Source organism: uncultured Bradyrhizobium sp., from assembly GCF_947648125.1.
Taxonomy (GTDB): domain Bacteria; phylum Pseudomonadota; class Alphaproteobacteria; order Rhizobiales; family Xanthobacteraceae; genus Bradyrhizobium.
On the sequence record NZ_CANSMR010000045.1, the window covers coordinates 23158 to 38886 of the forward strand.

Here is a 15729-nt window from a genome sequence, read left to right on the forward strand (position 1 = left end):
AACTTGACACGTCGGGCAAATCCGTGTCACATTTCTAATATTCCGAAAAGACGGTCGTGGGGGACGCTACGATCCCGCCGGAAAGACCTGCGCGACGTGAAACGCCTTGGTGGTGATGAGCCACCGGCCGTCGATCCGATGAAACACGAGATGGTCGATGAAGCCGGTTTGGCCGGCCCTGACGCGCACCTTGGCGATGGCGAGATCAGACCCGGTCTGCTCGATGCTGATGATGGCCTCCTCGCGCGGCGATTTCATCGACGCCGGCGAGGGACGGCTGCGGATGAAGTCGCGGAATTCCGCAGCCGACCGCACCGTGTGCTTGCCGTCCCGGATGCCGTGCACGATGCAGGCATCGGAGAAGACGTCGGCGAACCGACTATCGTCGACGTCATACATCAGCTTGAAATATCCATCGATCGCGGATGCGATGGCCTGGATGTCGCTCATTGCAAAATCTCCGTAGCGGATGATGTGGCGGTGGTCTCACCGGATCGAACCGGTGATCTGCGCCGACAGTGGCCGATATGGTGGCGGAGTGCTACGACTGGGCGGTCATCTCTTGGATGACTGAGAGGCATCGGCATGGACGAAGTTGACGGTCGGCTGGTTGGCGGCCTGGTGGTCCTCGCGGCGCTGGCGGATGCGCGCAGTTTTGGCCGGGCCGCCGAACGGCTCGGCATGACGCAATCCGGGGTCAGCAAGGCGATCGCCAAGCTCGAGGCGCGCCTCGATGCCAGGTTGGTTCACCGCACGAGCCGCGCCGTCGAGCTCACCGAGGAAGGACGCGCGCTGGTCGAGCGGGTTGCGGCGCATCTGGCCGGGATCGGCGAGGCGGCGGCGGAGACCTCGAAATCGCGCGATGCGGTCCGCGGCAGGCTGCGGGTCAATGTCGACCCGCTGTTCTCCCGCATGGTGCTGTCGCCGAAGCTGAGCGAGTTCCTGCTGCAGAATCCGGGCATGGAGCTGCGTATCGAGACCCGCGACCGGATCGCGGATCTGGTCAGCGACGGTTTTGATCTGGCGGTGCGCTTCGGCGAGCCGTCGCCGTCGGCGCTGATTGCGCGCCGCGTACTCGATGCGCGCGTGCTCACCGTAGCCTCGCCGATCTATCTCGAACGACACGGCCGGCCGCTTGATCCGCGGGAGCTGGCGAGCCGCGACCATCAGTGCATCCAGGCAATCGACGCGGCCACGGGACGTCCCTTCGATTGGGAGTTTTGGCGCGGCGGCGAGGTCGTGCCGGTCGCGGTCAACGGGCGGCTCACCGTGACCGATTCAGGAACCAAGCTCGGCGCTTGCCTGGCCGGCTTCGGCATCGCGCAGGTGATCGATCTCGGCCTCGACGATCATCTGCGGAGCGGCGCGCTGATCGAGCTGTTTCCGGACTGGCCCGACGAGCGTTTTCCGCTCTACGTCTATTACGCCTCGCGTAACCACGTGCCGGCCAAGGTGAGGCGGTTTATCGACTTCATCACGGAAACGCTGGCGGCAAAGCCCCGTTCGCCACGCAAATCCGCCGGCTTGCGCAAGGTGGGCTAGCCATGTCCTCGGCGTCAGCTAGGCTTCGCCGAGCCCTTCGCGGACCCTTGCCGTGAGGCGATGATGACGCCGGCGAGCACCAGCGCGTAGCCGATCAGATGGAACGGCGCGAGCGTCTCGCCGAGCAGCAGGATCGCCATCGCCGAGCCGAACACCGGCACCAGATGGAAGAACGGCGCCGCGCGATTCGGGCCGATCAATGCGACGCCGCGGTTGAAGAACAGATAGGCGAGCGTGGACGGGAAGATCAGCGTGTAGCCCAGCGTTGCGAAAGTCAGAACGTCGAGCTTCAGCGTCACGCCGTTGGCGAATTCCCAGATAGCCACCGGCAACAGCATCAGCGCTCCGCAGCAGGTGGTGAAGGAGATCAGCGAGAGCTGATGGATTTTCGGCCGCCGCGGGATCAGCGCCGAGTACAGTCCGAAAGACACCAGCGAGGCGCCGAACATGATGTCACCGCGGTTGAAGCTGATGCTGGCGAGCGCCGAGAAGTCGCCGCGCAGGATGATGGTCAGCACGCCGGCCAGCGAGATCGCGATGCCGGCAAGCTGCGCCGGGGTTAGCCGGACGCCGAACAGGATCAGCGACCACAGCGCCACGAACAGCGGCCCCGCCGACTGGATCAGCAGCGCGTTCAACGCCTCGGTAAATTGCATCGCCCAGTAGGAGATCGCGTTGTTGAACGCGAAGCCGACCGCGGACAACAGCAGCATCAGCGGCAGCGCCCTGCGCAGCTTCGGCCAGTCCTCCTTGAGATGCGGCCAGGCGAACGGCAACAGGATCAGGAACACGCCGAACCAGCGGATCGTGGTCAGCGTGACCGGCGGCACATGGCTGCCGACATGCCGAGCCAGCACGATATTGGCAGCCCAGAACAGCGACGTCAGGCTGAGCAGCAGATAAGGCTGGTTGTTGAGCCAGTGCAGCGGCTGATAGCGCGGGGTTGTGGCAGGTGCGGGCAAGGCGGTCATTATCTGGCGGATGTTGTGCCCGAATCCGTCGCCGCCACAAGACGAAAGAGCGGATTGGAGCCATGCGTGGCCGAACTCGACGTCACGTACCGCGCTCCTCAGGGTGACGGGGTGATTGCTCAGCTTGCTCAGTGTCATCACCCGCGCGCATGCGGGTGATCCAGTATCCCAGAGACCGCGGTGCTTGAGCCGAGAGGTCGCGGCGTACTGGATCGCCCGGTCAAGCCGGGCGATGACAGCGGTGGACGAGGATATAGCCTCACATCCTCTCAGGGTGACGACGATAGTTCGTGCGTGCGGCCTGCGCGTTCCCCGTCTACTTCTGCGGCCCCGATAGCGAGATGTCGCGCTCGGCGCGAAACACGTTGCCGTAGAGATTGGCGATCCATTGCCGTCCGCTGGAGGTGATGTTGAGGTGGCGGATCGCTTTCTGCACATGCGGCGCGACGCTGTCCCAGTAGAAGCGCGGATAGAGGTCGACGAGATCGGCCGGCGAATCGTAGCCGAGCTGGCGGTTCAGTCCGGCCTCCTCGAATTCGAGGTACAGCGCGTTGGCCTTGCGGATGTAATGGGGATCGCCGAGCTGGCCGATCAGGTCCGCGGCCCGCAGCAGGATGGCCTCCTCGCCGAACTCCTCATTGCCATCCGGCGCACTTTGCGGAAAGCGGGTGCCCTCGATGGCGCGCGCGATGCGCTCCTTATCGAGGAGGGCGACGCCCTTGAGCCGCTCCATCACGAAGATCTTGGAGCGGTCGACGTGATAGGACATCAGCGCCGCATCCGACGAGCCGCGCGGCAGGATCACCTTGCGGCCGTCGGCGGCGACCAGATAGCCGTCCTGGTCGTCGGCATCGAACAGCCCGCGTACATAGCCGATGTCATGGGTGAGGCAGGCGACGATGACATGCGCGTAGTCCTCGGCGCTCATGTGCGAGTGCAGCGCGCGGCCGCGCAGGATGGCGTGGCCGGCCAGGGTCACAAGCATGGTGTGCTCGACATTGTGATAGAGCGCGTCGCTGTTGCCGATACATTCGATCGCGATCCGCGCGATCGAGGGCACCATCTCGACCAACTGGGTCTGTGAGCTGCCGAACCGGCGCTGCATGTATTCGCCGAGGAATTTGCCGAGCGCGTCGGCCGCAAGTTCGGGAAGGGTCATCACGGCACTGACCTCCGAGATTGGGCGGTGAGCTTACGGCCTGCCAGCATTTCAGGGTAGTCCCGCGATGTGACATAATCGTTGCGGCCGGACCGACCCGGCCCGGACTGATGCGACTTTGGGGAGGAGCTGGTGGATGGGTGTCGATCTCTTGAACGTCAAAGGCTTGAGCGAGCTGGATCAAGAGGCTCCGGTCGTGATGGTCAATCTGATGCGATTTCGCCAGCGGTCGCTCGATGGCGACGGCTCGGGCTGGGATGCCTATCTGCGCTACAGCGCGCTCACCGTCCCCATGATCAAGGCGCGCGGCGGCACGCTGCTCTGGACCGGCAGCGCCGAGACGGTCGCGCTGGGTGAGCCGGCCGGCCAGCGCTGGGATTACCTCGCGCTGGTCTATTACCCGAGCGTCGCTGATTTCCTCGACATGATGACCTCGGCCGATTACGAGACCCGCTGCGACCCGCATCGCCGCAACGGCTGCGAGGAGCACGTCATCATCGCGACGCGCGAGGCCTACAGCAAGTTTAGGGTTGGGTAGCCGACGAATCGTGCTTCCATCCGTCATTGCGAGCGGAGCGAAGCAATCCATTGCACCGCGTATGTGGAACGATGGATTGCTTCGTCGCTATCGCTCCTCGCAATGACGGTTGACGGTCAGCGACCCTCAGGATGACGGGTCTGACAGATTAGCAAGCGCCGCGTGGCAGGCCCTCTGCACCAGTCGGCAGACCTCATCCCTCGACCGCCCGGCGCTCAGCGAGGCGAAGGTCGGATAGCTCGTCAGCGCGAAGACCAGGTCGACGGCATCCTTGCGGGCCAGCGGCGACACGCCCTTGCCCGCGATGCGGTCGATCAATGCGGTGACGCCGCGGCGGCGGCGTTCGTTGCGCTCGCGCACGGCTTCGGCGAATTCGGGATCGGTCGCCATCGCGTCGTGCAGGCGGCCGACCGCGGAATCGCGGCTCCAGAAGCCGCAGAAGATCTCGACCATGCGGTCGAGCGCGGCGCGCGGATCGGCCATCGCCATGGCGTCGGCGAGCTGATGCAGCCCGCCATGGCGTGCGATCTCGTCGAATACGGCTTCGAGCAGCCCGCGCCGCGAGCCGAACTGGTTATAGACCGTCAGCCGCGTCACGCCGGCGGCCTTCGCCACCGTATCCAGCGAGAAGCGCGCAATGCTCTCGCCTTCGCGCAGCGTGCGCGAGGCGGCCTCGATCACGCGCTCGCGGGTCTCGGCGGCAGCGGCGCTGCGCGCCGGGCTCACATAGCTGCGCGGCGGCATCGGCTTGCCTTGCTTTCGTCGGATTGACTATACATTATGTATATCTAATTTCCAATGCCCATTGGAGCGACATCATGCAGACCGCCCTCATCATAGCCCTGTCCCTTCACGTCCTGTCATCGGTGTTTTGGGCCGGCTCCAGCTTCACTTTGGCGCGCACCGGCGGCCTGGGTGGCGAAAAGCTGTTGGCTCCGCAAATCGGCGCCGCGACGGTTGCGATCGTCACCGGCGCCACGCTGTGGCGCCTAGTCCATGAAGGTTCGTTCGCGCTGTCGGAGCAGATCCTGGCGGGCGGCGCGCTCGCCGCGCTCGCGGCCATTGCGGTGCAGATCATCGTCGGCGGCGGCGCGGTCCGGCAGCTGCGCAGTGGTGCAGCCGATGCATCAGCTGCACGTTCGCGGCTTGCGGTCGCCCAGCGCATCGCAGCCGGACTGCTCGCGATCACCGCACTCTGCATGGGCGCGGCGCGCTACGCCTGATGATTTCTTACCTCTCCCGCTTGCGGGGTCGAGACGAGCGAAGCTCGCTCTTAGGTCGCTGTGCCCGAAGGGCGCAGCGGGTGGGGGCTCTCGCCACACAACGACTCTCTCGCAAGCAGAGATACCCCCACCCTAACCCTCCCCCGCAAGCGGGAGAGGGGACCGCAGTCCCGTTGCGGATGCAATCGTCTCAGAACTTCCGCACCAGGTCCGGGGTGATCTCTTTGATGCTGCGGATGCCGAGCAGCGCGAGGTCGCGGTCGATCTCGGCGTGCAGCAGCGAGATCGCGCGCGCAACGCCGGCTTCGCCCGCGACCACGGCGCCATAGAGGAACGGACGTCCGATCCAGACGAAGTCTGCACCGAGTGCGAGCGCCTTGATCACGTCGGTGCCGCGGCGGATGCCGCCGTCCATCATCACGGTCATGCTGCCCTTCAGCGCCGCGATCTCCGGCAGCGTGCGCAAGCCCGAGACGGTGTAGTCGAGCTGGCGGCCGCCATGGTTGGAAACCATCACGCCGTCGCAGCCATGCTCGCGCGCCAGCCGCGCGTCCTCCGGCGAGATCAGCCCCTTGACCACGAGCTTGCCGCGCCAGCGCTTGCGGATCAGTTCGACATGCTTCCAGGCAAGCTGGTCGCGGCTGCCGATGTTGCGCATCAAATTCTTGGCCAACACCGGCGGGCCTCGCTTGGCGTCCATGTTCTCGAAATGCGGCATGCCGTGATTGAACACGGTGCGCGCCCAGGTGTTCAGCAGCCAGTCCGGATGGGTGATGGTGTCCCAAAACACCCGCGGCGTGATCTCGAGCGGCACCTGGAAGCCGTTGCGGATGTTGTTCTCGCGGTTGGGCGGCACCGGCACGTCGGCGGTGACGACGAAGGTGTCGTAGCCGGCCGCCGCGACGCGATCGACCAGCGGCTCGATGCGCTCGGGGAGGCCGGCGAGATAGGCCTGGTACCAGGCCTGCTGGTTGGCGGCGCGGACGTCCTCCAGCGTGATCAGCGAGGAGGCCGAGAGGATCATCGGGACATTGGCCGCGGCCGCGGCGCGCGCCAGCACGATGTCGCCGCGATAGGCGCACAGCGCGGACGAGCCCATCGGCGGGATCCCGAACGGCGAGGCGTAGCTCTTGCCGAACAGCGTCGTGGTCTGGTCGCGGCCGGAGACGTCCTTCAGCACGCGCGGCACGAAGCCGTATTCGTCGAAGGCCCGGCGATTGTCTGACCGCGCCGCGTCGGTCTCGGCGCCGCCGGAGATGTAGCCGTAGAGAAATTTCGGCAACAGCCGCCGCGCCTGCGGCTCGAAATCGTCGAGCGTGAGATAGCGCCGCAAATGCCGGGGCACGGCGCTCGCCGCGCGGTTGACGGTTGCGGGAGGCGGGGAGGGCGTTGCGGTTCGGTCGTGCACGTTCGGCGTTTCCGTTGTTCTTGGTTCTTGGTTGGGGCTGCAGGTTAGAGCATGATCCGGAAAAGTGTGAAGCGGTTTTCCCTCGCGACAAACGCGGAACGCGTTTGCGCGGAGATCATGCTCAAACGAAGAGCTAAAGCGCAATGATGATTCAACCCAATCTCATTGCGCTTTAGCGCCTGCCGCCGCGCCCGACAATTTTCTCGTTGAACTGGTTGACGGACTGGCTGACGTCGCTGAGCGTCCTGCGGGTCTCGGCGATCATGGTGCCGGATTTCTTGTCAAAACTCTGGATCAGCTCGCGGAGCGAGATCACGGTCGGCAGCAGCTCGCCGCCGTATTTGTCGCTGCCGAAGCTCTTCAGGAACTTGTCGGCGGACGTCAACTTGGCGTCGACCGCATTGACGCCGTCCTCGGCGGCATCGATGAAGCCCGCGATCAGCTCGCCATTGCCGGACAGCGAGTTGGTGAAGTTCTCGAGCCCGAGCAGCGAGTCCTTGATGTCGGCCTCGTTCTCGGTGATGACACGATCGACATTGCGCAGCGCGACCCGCAGCTTCTCCTGGATGCCCATGGTGCCTTCGGGGTCGGCGGTCAGTTCGGGAATGCCGTCGGCGCCGAGCGGCGGCGGCGGGGCGTCGTCGGTGCCGCCGGTGAAGGAGATCGCGGCGATCCCGGTGAGGCCCTGGAATTCGAGGCCGACCTGGGTGTCCTTCTTGATCGGGGCGTTGCCCTCGATCCGCGTCATCGCAACCACGCGGTGACGGTCGAGCCTGATCGAGACGACCTCGCCGATCCGCACGCCGGCGAAGTTGACGCTGCCGCCGCGGCGCAGGCCGGAGGCCGAGCCCTCGAACACGACCCGGAAGGGCACCATCCGCTTGATGCCGGCATAGCGCTGATAGCCCAGCCAGCCGCCGAGCGAGCCGGCGATCAGGGCCAGCGTCAGGGTGCCGATCACGAGATTGCTGGCGCGCGCCATGCGTTTGGGACCTGTCCGCGAAGCAGACGTCAAGAGATAGCGGATTTGCCGCCGATAGTCACCGCGCCTCCGGCGGGCGAGTTCAGGCCGACTGCCTCCGCGACGCCGCGAAGACGCCGGCCAGCACCAGCGCGAAGCCGATGAAATGGAAGGCCTGCGGATGCTCGCCGATGAACACGATCGACATGACGGTGCCGAACACCGGAACCATGTGGAAGAACGGCGCGGCGCGGTTGGCGCCAATCAGCTGCACACCGCGGTTGAAGCACAGATAGGCCACCGTCGAGGGGAAGACTGCGACATAGAACAGCGACAGCAGATTGCTGGTCGTGAGCTGCATCACCGGACGCGTGCCGAGTTCCCAGATCAGGAATGGGATCAGGAACAGCGCGCCGCAGCCGAAGGTGAAAGCCGCGACCGACAGCCCGTGGATCCTGGGCCGCTTCAGGGTCAGCACCGAGTACAGCGCGAAGATCACCAGCGCGGCGATGAAGATCAGGTCGCCCTTGTTGAACTCGATCTTCGACAGCGTCGTGAGGTCGCCGTGCAGCAGGATCACCAGCACGCCGGCGAGCGACAGCAGGACGCCGCAGAGCTGCGCCAGCGTCAGCCGCGCGCCGAGCAGGATCAGCGACCACAGCGCAACCATCAGCGGCACGGAGGATTGCAGCAGCAGCGTGTTGAGCGCCTGGGTGTGCTCGAGCGCCCAGTATTGCAGCGTGTTGAAGGCGCTGATGCCAGTCATCGACAGCAGCATCATGATGCCGAGATTCTTGCGGATCGCAGGCCAGTCGCGGGCGAGGTGCTTCCAGGCAAACGGCAGGATGATCAGGAACGCCACGAACCAGCGCAGGAACGACAGCGTCACCGGCGGAATGTGGCCCGCGGCGAGCCGGCCGACGATGGCATTGCCGGCCCAGCACATCGCGGTGATGCACAGCAGCAGATATGGCTGGTTGGCGATCCAGGAGCCGGACGCAGGCGCTGTGGTGGAATCGGTGGCAGACATGAAAAAGGCCCGGGTTCACGGCGCCGCGGGCCGCCCAGCTGGCGTCGCCGGGCCGGTATGGATCTCCCCGGCGCCCCGTCACAGACACGGATTCCGCCATTCGATCAATGGGGATCGACGCATCGCGACCATGCGCGAAGGCCCCTTACGGAAGGTGCGATGGCGCTCTGCCAGGCCGGTCCGGTCCGCAGGCAGCACACGCCGATCGGCACGAGCGTCTTGTTTGAGCACGATCTCCGCGCAAACGCTCCAGCGTTTGCAGCGAGGGATCAGCCTCTAGCCGGTCTCCGGCGGCGTGGTCTGGCGCTTGACGATCTGCTCGGCGAGCTCGATCAGGATCCGCTTGGTGTCGGGGTCCTTGACGTCGCGGAACACCCGCAGCATGCGCAGCTCGAGCAGGGATTGCAGCGATTCCGACGACTGGCCGCCCTGTGTCTGCGCGGTGGTGGCGGGCCGGCGATTGAGCATGTCGGCGGCGATCCCGAGCATCTCGGCAACGGTCGCCAGGCGGCCGGTCTCGATTTTGACGGTGCCGTCCACGCCGTTCTTGTGCAGGGAGGCGCCAGCGCAGAGGATCTCGGCGAGATCTGCCTGCGACAGCCCGATTTCGCGCCAGCGCGCCTGCACCAGTTGATCGATCTGGTCGTCCTGCGATGTGCTCATGGTGCGCCTGGGCGATCTCCAGCTACGTCCGTCGACAGCATGTCCGCGACGATGATTGGTAGCAAATGGAACAGTGGTTCGTCGTGACGGGACTTCTACGGATCAGCCGGACCGGCAATCGGTCCCGGCGCACCGGGCGACGTGCGGGACGATCCGTGCTTTCACGACGGCTCGGCGGTCGCGCCGGGCGGGCACTGCAATACGCACCCATGGTCTGAAATCCCTGTCATCAGGCCGCAGCCTTATTATCAAGATCGTATCCGAATGCAATCTGGGGGTGATCGTCGAGGCGAACCCAACCCGGGTGTGTGACCTTGCCACAGTTCGCGGCGTTGCCGCCGAGCGCGGCGATACCGGGCGCACGGAAGCAGCGCGCACGGAAGCAGCCCTCGGAGCGCCGCGACGGCTGCGCGGCGCCGCTCACAGGTCGATGATCCCGAGCGCGATGCTCTTCGCCACCCCGTGCGTCTTGTTGGAGGCCTCGAGCTTGCGCAGCGCCTGCTTGATGAAGCCTTCAACCGTCTCCGGCGAAATACCGAGGATCTGCGCGGTGTCGGCCACGGTCTTGCCGCGCGCCGCCCAGGCGATCACTTCCTTCTCCCGACCCGTGAGCTTGATGGTCTCGGCGGCGTCGGCGGGCTTCAGGATGGTCGGCGCGTTGCGCTGGTCGCGGTTGACGATGTCCATCGCCCGTTGCACCCAGTAGATCATCAACAGATGCAGTTCATGGCGATGGCAGATGAACAGCTTGTCGAAGTCGCGCCGTTCGTCTTCCCAGAAGAACACCGTCGAGCTCGAATGCACGGCGCCGAGCCGGTCGCGATAGTGGAACGGCACCACGAAGCCGTCCTCGAAGCCGAACTCCCGGGCGGCATCCATCGTCTTGACCTCGGGCGCCCGCTTGTGTCCGCTTCGCTCCGGCAGCTTCAGGCTGCTCCAGCTGAATGGCGTGTTGGTGCGTCGCGATCGCGCCAACGCTGGATCGGCATGGACGAACTCGTTCTGCACATACGCCCGCTTCCAGGCGTCGGGATAGGTGCCGACATGGTAGGGCAGATCAAGGTCGGGCCGGCCGGCATCGACAAAGGCGAAGCCCGAGAAGCCATAGTTTTGGACAATACGGTGCAATGACGAGCTGAGCTCGTCGATGGTATCCGACGCCTCGATGGTCGAAATCGCGTCTACCAGGCCCATTGACTAAAACCCCCGGTTTCCGGGGGTACCACAGTTAACCCCTTTCGTTCCAGATGTTCCGCATTTGGAGGAAAGGATAATGCCGCATTCATTGGACGGATATCATGCACTCATCACTCGCGAAGAGCTTGATCCGACGCATGTCGGGGCGATGTTGCGGCTGCGCAAGCGCCTGTTCGTCGACCATTGCGGCTGGCTTCTGAGCACGACCGGCGACGTCGAACGCGATCAGTTCGACTGCTGGTACACCGAGCACTGCCTGTTGTTCTCAGGCGTCGAGCTGGTTGGCGGCTTCCGTGCGATCCGCACCGACTATCCCTATCTGACCAAGTCGGTGTTCCCGCAGCTTGCGGTGCGCCGCTTTCCGAGCCGCCGTGACGCCTGGGAAATCAGCCGTTTCGGCGTGCTGCCGTGCGGCGCGAGGTCGCGGACGGCACGCGTGAACTACGCGCTGATGTTCCGCTTCGCCGAGCTGCGCGGGGCGGCGGCGCTCGTGGCGCTCGCCGACCTTTCCTACGAACGTTTTCTCACCCGCATGGAGATCCGCACCCGCCGCTACGGCCCGCCGCAGGTGATCGGAAATGATCGCATGGGCCGCCCGCTGACGGCGCTCGCCGGAGAAATCCCGCTGGGTCTCGCCGACAATCCCGGCCTGACCAAATTCCTCGACCTTGGACGGCAATTGGAGATTCACGATGCCACACATGTTCTCGGACGTTCGAGCATTCCAGCGTGACCCGCTGCGTCTGTTGCTGACGCGCGGCAACGAGGCCGAGTTGGGGCTCGTGCCCCTGCGGCTCGGTCCTGCGCCTGTGTTTCTGGTGAACGATCCCGATCTGCTGCGCCCGATCCTCAAGGCGCCGGAGACCGACATCGGAAAGGGCAAACTGATCAAGAAGCTGACGCCGGTGCTCGGCCGCAGCTCGCTGATGCTGAGCGGCGAGGAGCACAAGCGGCGGCGGACGGTGCTGCAGAAGCACATGGCCAAGGGCAGCGTCGAGAAATTCCTGCCGCATATGTGCGCCGAGATCCGTGCGGTCGGCGCCAGCCTGGCGCGGCTCGGATCGTTCGATCCGCACCATGTCACCGCGATGCTGGCGTTGCGGACCATCTGCGTCGCGATCTTCGGCTCACAGGTGATGTCGTCGGGCGACGAGGAAGCGCTGGTTCAGGCCGTCGGCGTGATCGAGGACGATCTGGCCGAGGAGATGTTCCGCGCGTTGCCGTTCGGTCCGGTGGCTTGGTACCGGCGCCGGCAGAACCGGGTCTGCGCCAAGCTTGCCATGTCGACGGTGGTGCAACGCCTGCGCCGCAAGGCGGGCTCGAGCAGCGCGCTGCGGGATCTCGAGGCGCTCGGCCTGAGCGATCGCGATCTCGAGGACGAGATCCTGACACTGCTGCTGGCCGGCCACCACACCACGGGTTCGACGGCAGCGTGGATGTTCTACCAGATGGCCGCCGATCCCGCCCTGATGGACGACATTGCCGACGAGGCAGCAGAGTGCATCGGCGACGACGGCGAGCTGCGGCTTGACGCGGTGAAGCACGCCAATCTGAGTACGACGTTTGTCAAGGAGGTTTGCCGGCTCTATCCCAGCGCCTGGTGGTTCTCGCGCGAGGTGATGCAGCCGGTGACGATCGGCGGGCGCGACCTCAAGGTCGGCACCTCGCTATTGATCTGTCCCTGGCAATTGCAGCGCGATCCCAGGCAATTCCCCGATCCCGACCGCTTCCTGATGACGCGGCGCTACAACACCGACGCCTACATTCCGTTCGGTGCCGGCCCGCGCGCCTGCGTCGGGATGGGGGTTGCGATGCTCGAGTTGCAATTGCTCGCGCTCGAGATCGCAGCCGCCTATCGCTTCACCGCCGTCAGCCCGAATCCGGCGCCCTGGCCGAAAGCCTCGGTGACGCTGATTCCGCCGCCGATGACGATCGACATCGAAGTCCGCGAGATGCCATCGCGCATCCTTCATCTCGGCGAGGAAGCCGAGCGGCTGCCCTACATTCCATCCGCCAGCGCGGCGTCCATCAGCACATTACAATCGGTATCCCAATGACAACACACATCACGACGGCCAGCATCGGGCAAAGGGCCATGGATCAAGTGCAAATGCGCAGCTTGCGCGACGTCATCGCGGTGTTGATCGAGCAACGCAGCATCGTGACGGCGGCCGGCGCGACCTTCGCCGCACATCTGCTCGACCTCGCGATCATGCAGCTCAGGCTCAACGTCAACGATATTTCGGCGGAGGAATTGTCCGGCCTGTCCGACTACGTTGGCGCGGAGTTCACCAGGGACAAGTCATCGCACTAATCGCGCAGAGTGTTTTCGTGCGAAGCGGGCACCGGTTCGCGTGAAGAAAACGCATCAACACAACAAACTAGAGCTTCGGTTCTGATTCTATCAGAACCGAAGCTGCTCTAGTCCTGCGTCGCCACCAGCGCCTTCATCGTGGCGCCGGCGGCGAGCGCGGCGTCGTTCGGATCGATCTCGATCTGCAGGCCGCGCTGGCCGCCATTGACGAACACGGTGACATGGGTGAGCGCGGTCTCGTCGATCGCGGTCGGCACCTTCTTTTTCTGGCCGAACGGGCTGATGCCGCCGACATGGTAGCCGGTCAGCCGCTCGGCATCGGCCGGGCGCATCATCCTGGCCGACTTGCCGCCGAGGGCTGCGGCGAGCTTCTTCATGCTGACCTCGCAGTCGGACGGCACCACGGCGCAGACCGGCTTGCCGTCGACCTCCGCCATCAGCGTCTTGAGCATGCGGTTCGGGTCGACGCCGAGCGCCTCCGCCGCCTGCAGCCCGATGCTCTCGGCGCTGGAATCGTAGACATAGGTGTGGAGCTTGAAGGCAATGCCTAGCTTGCGCAGCGCCATCGTCGCTTGTGTCGAATTGGGCATGGTCCGGGCCGGTTGATACGGCCGAATGATCGCCGCAATGGGCCCGGCGATCAATCGGCCGTACGGTCAGCGTCAGACCACCCCAACATTAAATTCCCGCCAGCCCGGCCCGGCCGGGCGCGGCATGGAATTTTCAGGGGATATCAAAGGCTTGTCGCTCGTCTAAAAGGCGTAAACGACCCCCTTCTTGCTTGCGCAGCCGACCCGCTTCCGTTATCCGGTAGGCGCCTTGCGTGCGCGCGGCCGGGCGCCGCGATTTGGGCTGGGCATATCATGCATGGTCGCTGTGGGCGAACGCGTTTTCGCCGCGATCATGGTCTCTGAAACACCTGAAGGGAACATCTTCGCAATGGCCAATGTTGTCGTCGTCGGCGCCCAGTGGGGTGACGAGGGGAAGGGCAAGATCGTCGACTGGCTGTCGGAACAGGCCGACATCGTCGTGCGCTTCCAGGGCGGCCACAATGCCGGCCATACGCTCGTGATCAATGGCGAGACCTACAAGCTGGCGCTGCTGCCCTCTGGCGTGCTGCGGCCGAACAAGCTCGCGGTGATCGGCAATGGCGTGGTGTTCGATCCGCAGGCCTTCCTCGACGAGGTCGCCAAGCTGAAGGGGCAGGGCGTTGCGGTCGGACCGGACAATCTGCGGATCGCCGAGAACGTCACGCTGATCCTGCCGCTGCATCGCGAGCTCGACTCGCTGCGCGAATCCTCCAATGCCGTCACCTCGATCGGCACCACGCGCCGCGGCATCGGCCCGGCCTATGAGGACAAGGTCGGTCGTCGCGCCATCCGCCTGATGGATCTCGCCGATCTCGATACGCTGCCGCACAAGATCGAACGCCTGCTGGCGCACCACAATGCGCTGCGCCGCGGCAACAATCTGGAGGAGATCGACGGCAAGGGTATCCTGGCCGAGCTGACGGCGCTGGCGCCGAAGCTTCTGCCCTATGCCGAGACGGTGTGGCGGCTGCTCGACCTCAAGCGCCGCGAGGGCAAGCGCATTCTGTTCGAGGGCGCGCAGGGCGCGCTGCTCGACGTCGACCACGGCACCTATCCCTATGTGACGTCGTCCAACACGGTGGCGGCGCAGGCCGCGACCGGCACCGGCATGGGTCCGGGTGCGGTCGGCTATGTGCTCGGCATCTGCAAGGCCTACACCACCCGGGTCGGCCAGGGTCCGTTCCCGACCGAGCTGAATGACGAGATCGGCGAGGAAATCGGCCGCCGCGGCAAGGAATTCGGCGTCAACACCGGGCGCAAGCGCCGGGTCGGCTGGTTCGACGCCATGCTGGTGCGGCAGACCGTCCGGACCTGCGGAATTGCCGGGCTGGCGCTGACCAAGCTCGATATTCTCGACGGGTTCGACAGCATCAAGGTCTGCATCGGCTACAAGCTCGACGGCAAGGAGATCGACCATCTGCCGGCGGGTGAGGGCGCGCAGGCCCGCATTGAGCCGATCTATGAGATCATCGAGGGCTGGAAGCAGCCGACCGCCAATGCGCGATCCTGGGCGGACCTGCCGGCCCAGGCCATCAAGTATGTCCGCCGGGTCGAGGAACTGGTGGGGTGTCCGGTCACCCTGCTTTCCACTAGCCCGGAACGTGAAGATACTATTCTGGTACAGAATCCGTTCGAGGCTTAACGGGATATTACCTATGTCCCACCAATTGTGTGGAAATGGCTGACTACTACCCGCTGATCGCCCGTGCCATCGCCGGACTGGACCCCAACGCTCCCGGCGAAGCCCGCCGCGCGCTGTATGCGCGGGCGCGGACGGCGTTGATCCAGCAACTCCGCGGCGTGCAGCCGCCGCTCTCCGAGTCCGAGATCACCCGCGAGCGGCTGTCGCTGGAAGAGGCGGTGCGCAAGGTCGAGTCCGAGGCCGCGCAGCGCGCCCGGGAGGCCTCGCGCCCGGGCGGCGGGGCGGCCCGCAGCAGCGATCCGCTGCGCCGCGCCAATCCGCGGCCGCCCGAGGCCAATTCCACCGATAATGCCGCGCGCCCGCGGCCACCGGCCGAACCGCGCCCGCCGCGCAATTTGCGCCCCGATGCGCCGCCGCCGGCCCCGCCGCGGCCGCAGAACCCGCAGGCCCCTGCCGGCCCGGATACCCAGTCTCATATAAAAAAAAACCAG

Annotated in this window: 17 protein-coding genes and 1 pseudogene; 8 read left to right on the top strand and 10 right to left on the bottom strand. The window is 65.3% G+C overall.

From position 1 onward, the window contains the following. Positions 1–66: 66 nt before the first annotated feature. Complete coding sequence (locus Q0030_RS38415; RefSeq protein WP_298379668.1) at positions 67–450, bottom strand: nuclear transport factor 2 family protein; 384 nt, start codon at positions 448–450, stop codon at positions 67–69. 135 nt (positions 451–585) lie between these two features. Here Q0030_RS38415 and Q0030_RS38420 point away from each other — a divergent pair, with 135 nt between their 5' ends. Next, positions 586–1542, top strand: a complete 957-nt coding sequence (locus Q0030_RS38420; protein WP_298379671.1) for a LysR family transcriptional regulator — start codon at positions 586–588, stop codon at positions 1540–1542. A 14-nt stretch (positions 1543–1556) separates the two neighbouring features. On the opposite strand, the gene Q0030_RS38425 is transcribed toward Q0030_RS38420, so the two are convergent. Together Q0030_RS38425 and Q0030_RS38430 are read right to left on the bottom strand one after the other, a co-directional pair. Continuing rightward, positions 1557–2513 carry a DMT family transporter gene (locus tag Q0030_RS38425; protein ID WP_298379674.1) on the bottom strand — a complete coding sequence of 319 codons (957 nt, stop codon included), beginning with the start codon at positions 2511–2513 and terminating at the stop codon, positions 1557–1559. A gap of 316 nt (positions 2514–2829) precedes the next feature. Next, positions 2830–3675, bottom strand: coding sequence for a metal-dependent phosphohydrolase (locus Q0030_RS38430; protein ID WP_298379677.1), 846 nt, complete (start codon positions 3673–3675; stop codon positions 2830–2832). 133 nt (positions 3676–3808) lie between these two features. Between Q0030_RS38430 and Q0030_RS38435 the strand changes: the two genes are divergently transcribed. Beyond that, entirely contained in the window at positions 3809–4210 is a 402-nt protein-coding gene (locus Q0030_RS38435) for a DUF1330 domain-containing protein (protein ID WP_298379680.1), read from the top strand. 126 nt (positions 4211–4336) lie between these two features. Here the strand turns inward: Q0030_RS38435 and Q0030_RS38440 are convergent, their stop codons facing one another. Further along, on the bottom strand, positions 4337–4954 hold the full coding sequence (locus tag Q0030_RS38440; protein WP_298379683.1) for a TetR/AcrR family transcriptional regulator: 618 nt from the start codon (positions 4952–4954) through the stop codon (positions 4337–4339). Between the two features lie 74 nt (positions 4955–5028). Here Q0030_RS38440 and Q0030_RS38445 point away from each other — a divergent pair, with 74 nt between their 5' ends. Further along, positions 5029–5433 carry a hypothetical protein gene (locus Q0030_RS38445; RefSeq protein ID WP_298379684.1) on the top strand — a complete coding sequence of 135 codons (405 nt, stop codon included), beginning with the start codon at positions 5029–5031 and terminating at the stop codon, positions 5431–5433. A gap of 190 nt (positions 5434–5623) precedes the next feature. Here Q0030_RS38445 and Q0030_RS38450 read toward each other — a convergent pair whose 3' ends face one another. The 5 genes from Q0030_RS38450 to Q0030_RS38470 all read right to left on the bottom strand — a co-directional run bounded on the left by Q0030_RS38450 (position 5624) and on the right by Q0030_RS38470 (position 10689). Further along, positions 5624–6778: an alpha-hydroxy acid oxidase gene (locus tag Q0030_RS38450; RefSeq protein ID WP_298379686.1), complete on the bottom strand. Its 1155-nt coding sequence runs from the start codon at positions 6776–6778 to the stop codon at positions 5624–5626. Positions 6779–7013: 235 nt separating this feature from the next. Next, a complete protein-coding gene (locus Q0030_RS38455) occupies positions 7014–7823 on the bottom strand; it encodes an MlaD family protein (protein ID WP_298379689.1) in 810 nt (269 codons plus the stop codon). Positions 7824–7905: 82 nt separating this feature from the next. Further along, positions 7906–8832 (bottom strand): DMT family transporter, encoded by a 927-nt coding sequence (locus tag Q0030_RS38460; RefSeq protein WP_298379692.1) that lies wholly within the window; start codon positions 8830–8832, stop codon positions 7906–7908. 276 nt (positions 8833–9108) lie between these two features. Continuing rightward, positions 9109–9495, bottom strand: coding sequence for a hypothetical protein (locus Q0030_RS38465; protein WP_298379695.1), 387 nt, complete (start codon positions 9493–9495; stop codon positions 9109–9111). Positions 9496–9915: 420 nt separating this feature from the next. Continuing rightward, positions 9916–10689: a LuxR family transcriptional regulator gene (locus tag Q0030_RS38470; RefSeq protein ID WP_298379698.1), complete on the bottom strand. Its 774-nt coding sequence runs from the start codon at positions 10687–10689 to the stop codon at positions 9916–9918. Positions 10690–10768: 79 nt separating this feature from the next. Between Q0030_RS38470 and Q0030_RS38475 the strand changes: the two genes are divergently transcribed. Genes Q0030_RS38475 through Q0030_RS38485 form a run of 3 tightly spaced genes read left to right on the top strand, consistent with a single transcriptional unit; the run spans position 10769 to position 13006 of the window. Beyond that, positions 10769–11425, top strand: coding sequence for an acyl-homoserine-lactone synthase (locus Q0030_RS38475; protein WP_298379701.1), 657 nt, complete (start codon positions 10769–10771; stop codon positions 11423–11425). After that, positions 11385–12749, top strand: coding sequence for a cytochrome P450 (locus Q0030_RS38480; protein ID WP_298379704.1), 1365 nt, complete (start codon positions 11385–11387; stop codon positions 12747–12749). The genes Q0030_RS38475 and Q0030_RS38480 overlap by 41 nt, the downstream gene beginning before the upstream one ends. A gap of 38 nt (positions 12750–12787) precedes the next feature. Further along, positions 12788–13006: a hypothetical protein gene (locus Q0030_RS38485; RefSeq protein WP_097673186.1), complete on the top strand. Its 219-nt coding sequence runs from the start codon at positions 12788–12790 to the stop codon at positions 13004–13006. Between the two features lie 107 nt (positions 13007–13113). Here Q0030_RS38485 and ybaK read toward each other — a convergent pair whose 3' ends face one another. Further along, complete coding sequence (ybaK, locus tag Q0030_RS38490) at positions 13114–13596, bottom strand: Cys-tRNA(Pro) deacylase (RefSeq protein WP_028333475.1); 483 nt, start codon at positions 13594–13596, stop codon at positions 13114–13116. Between the two features lie 349 nt (positions 13597–13945). On the opposite strand from ybaK, the gene Q0030_RS38495 reads away from it, so the two are divergent. Beyond that, the gene (locus Q0030_RS38495) at positions 13946–15238 is read left to right on the top strand and encodes an adenylosuccinate synthase (protein WP_298379712.1); all 1293 of its coding nucleotides are present in this window, start codon (positions 13946–13948) and stop codon (positions 15236–15238) included. Positions 15239–15273: 35 nt separating this feature from the next. Then, positions 15274–15729: pseudogene (locus tag Q0030_RS38500) on the top strand (hypothetical protein); the annotation flags it as partial.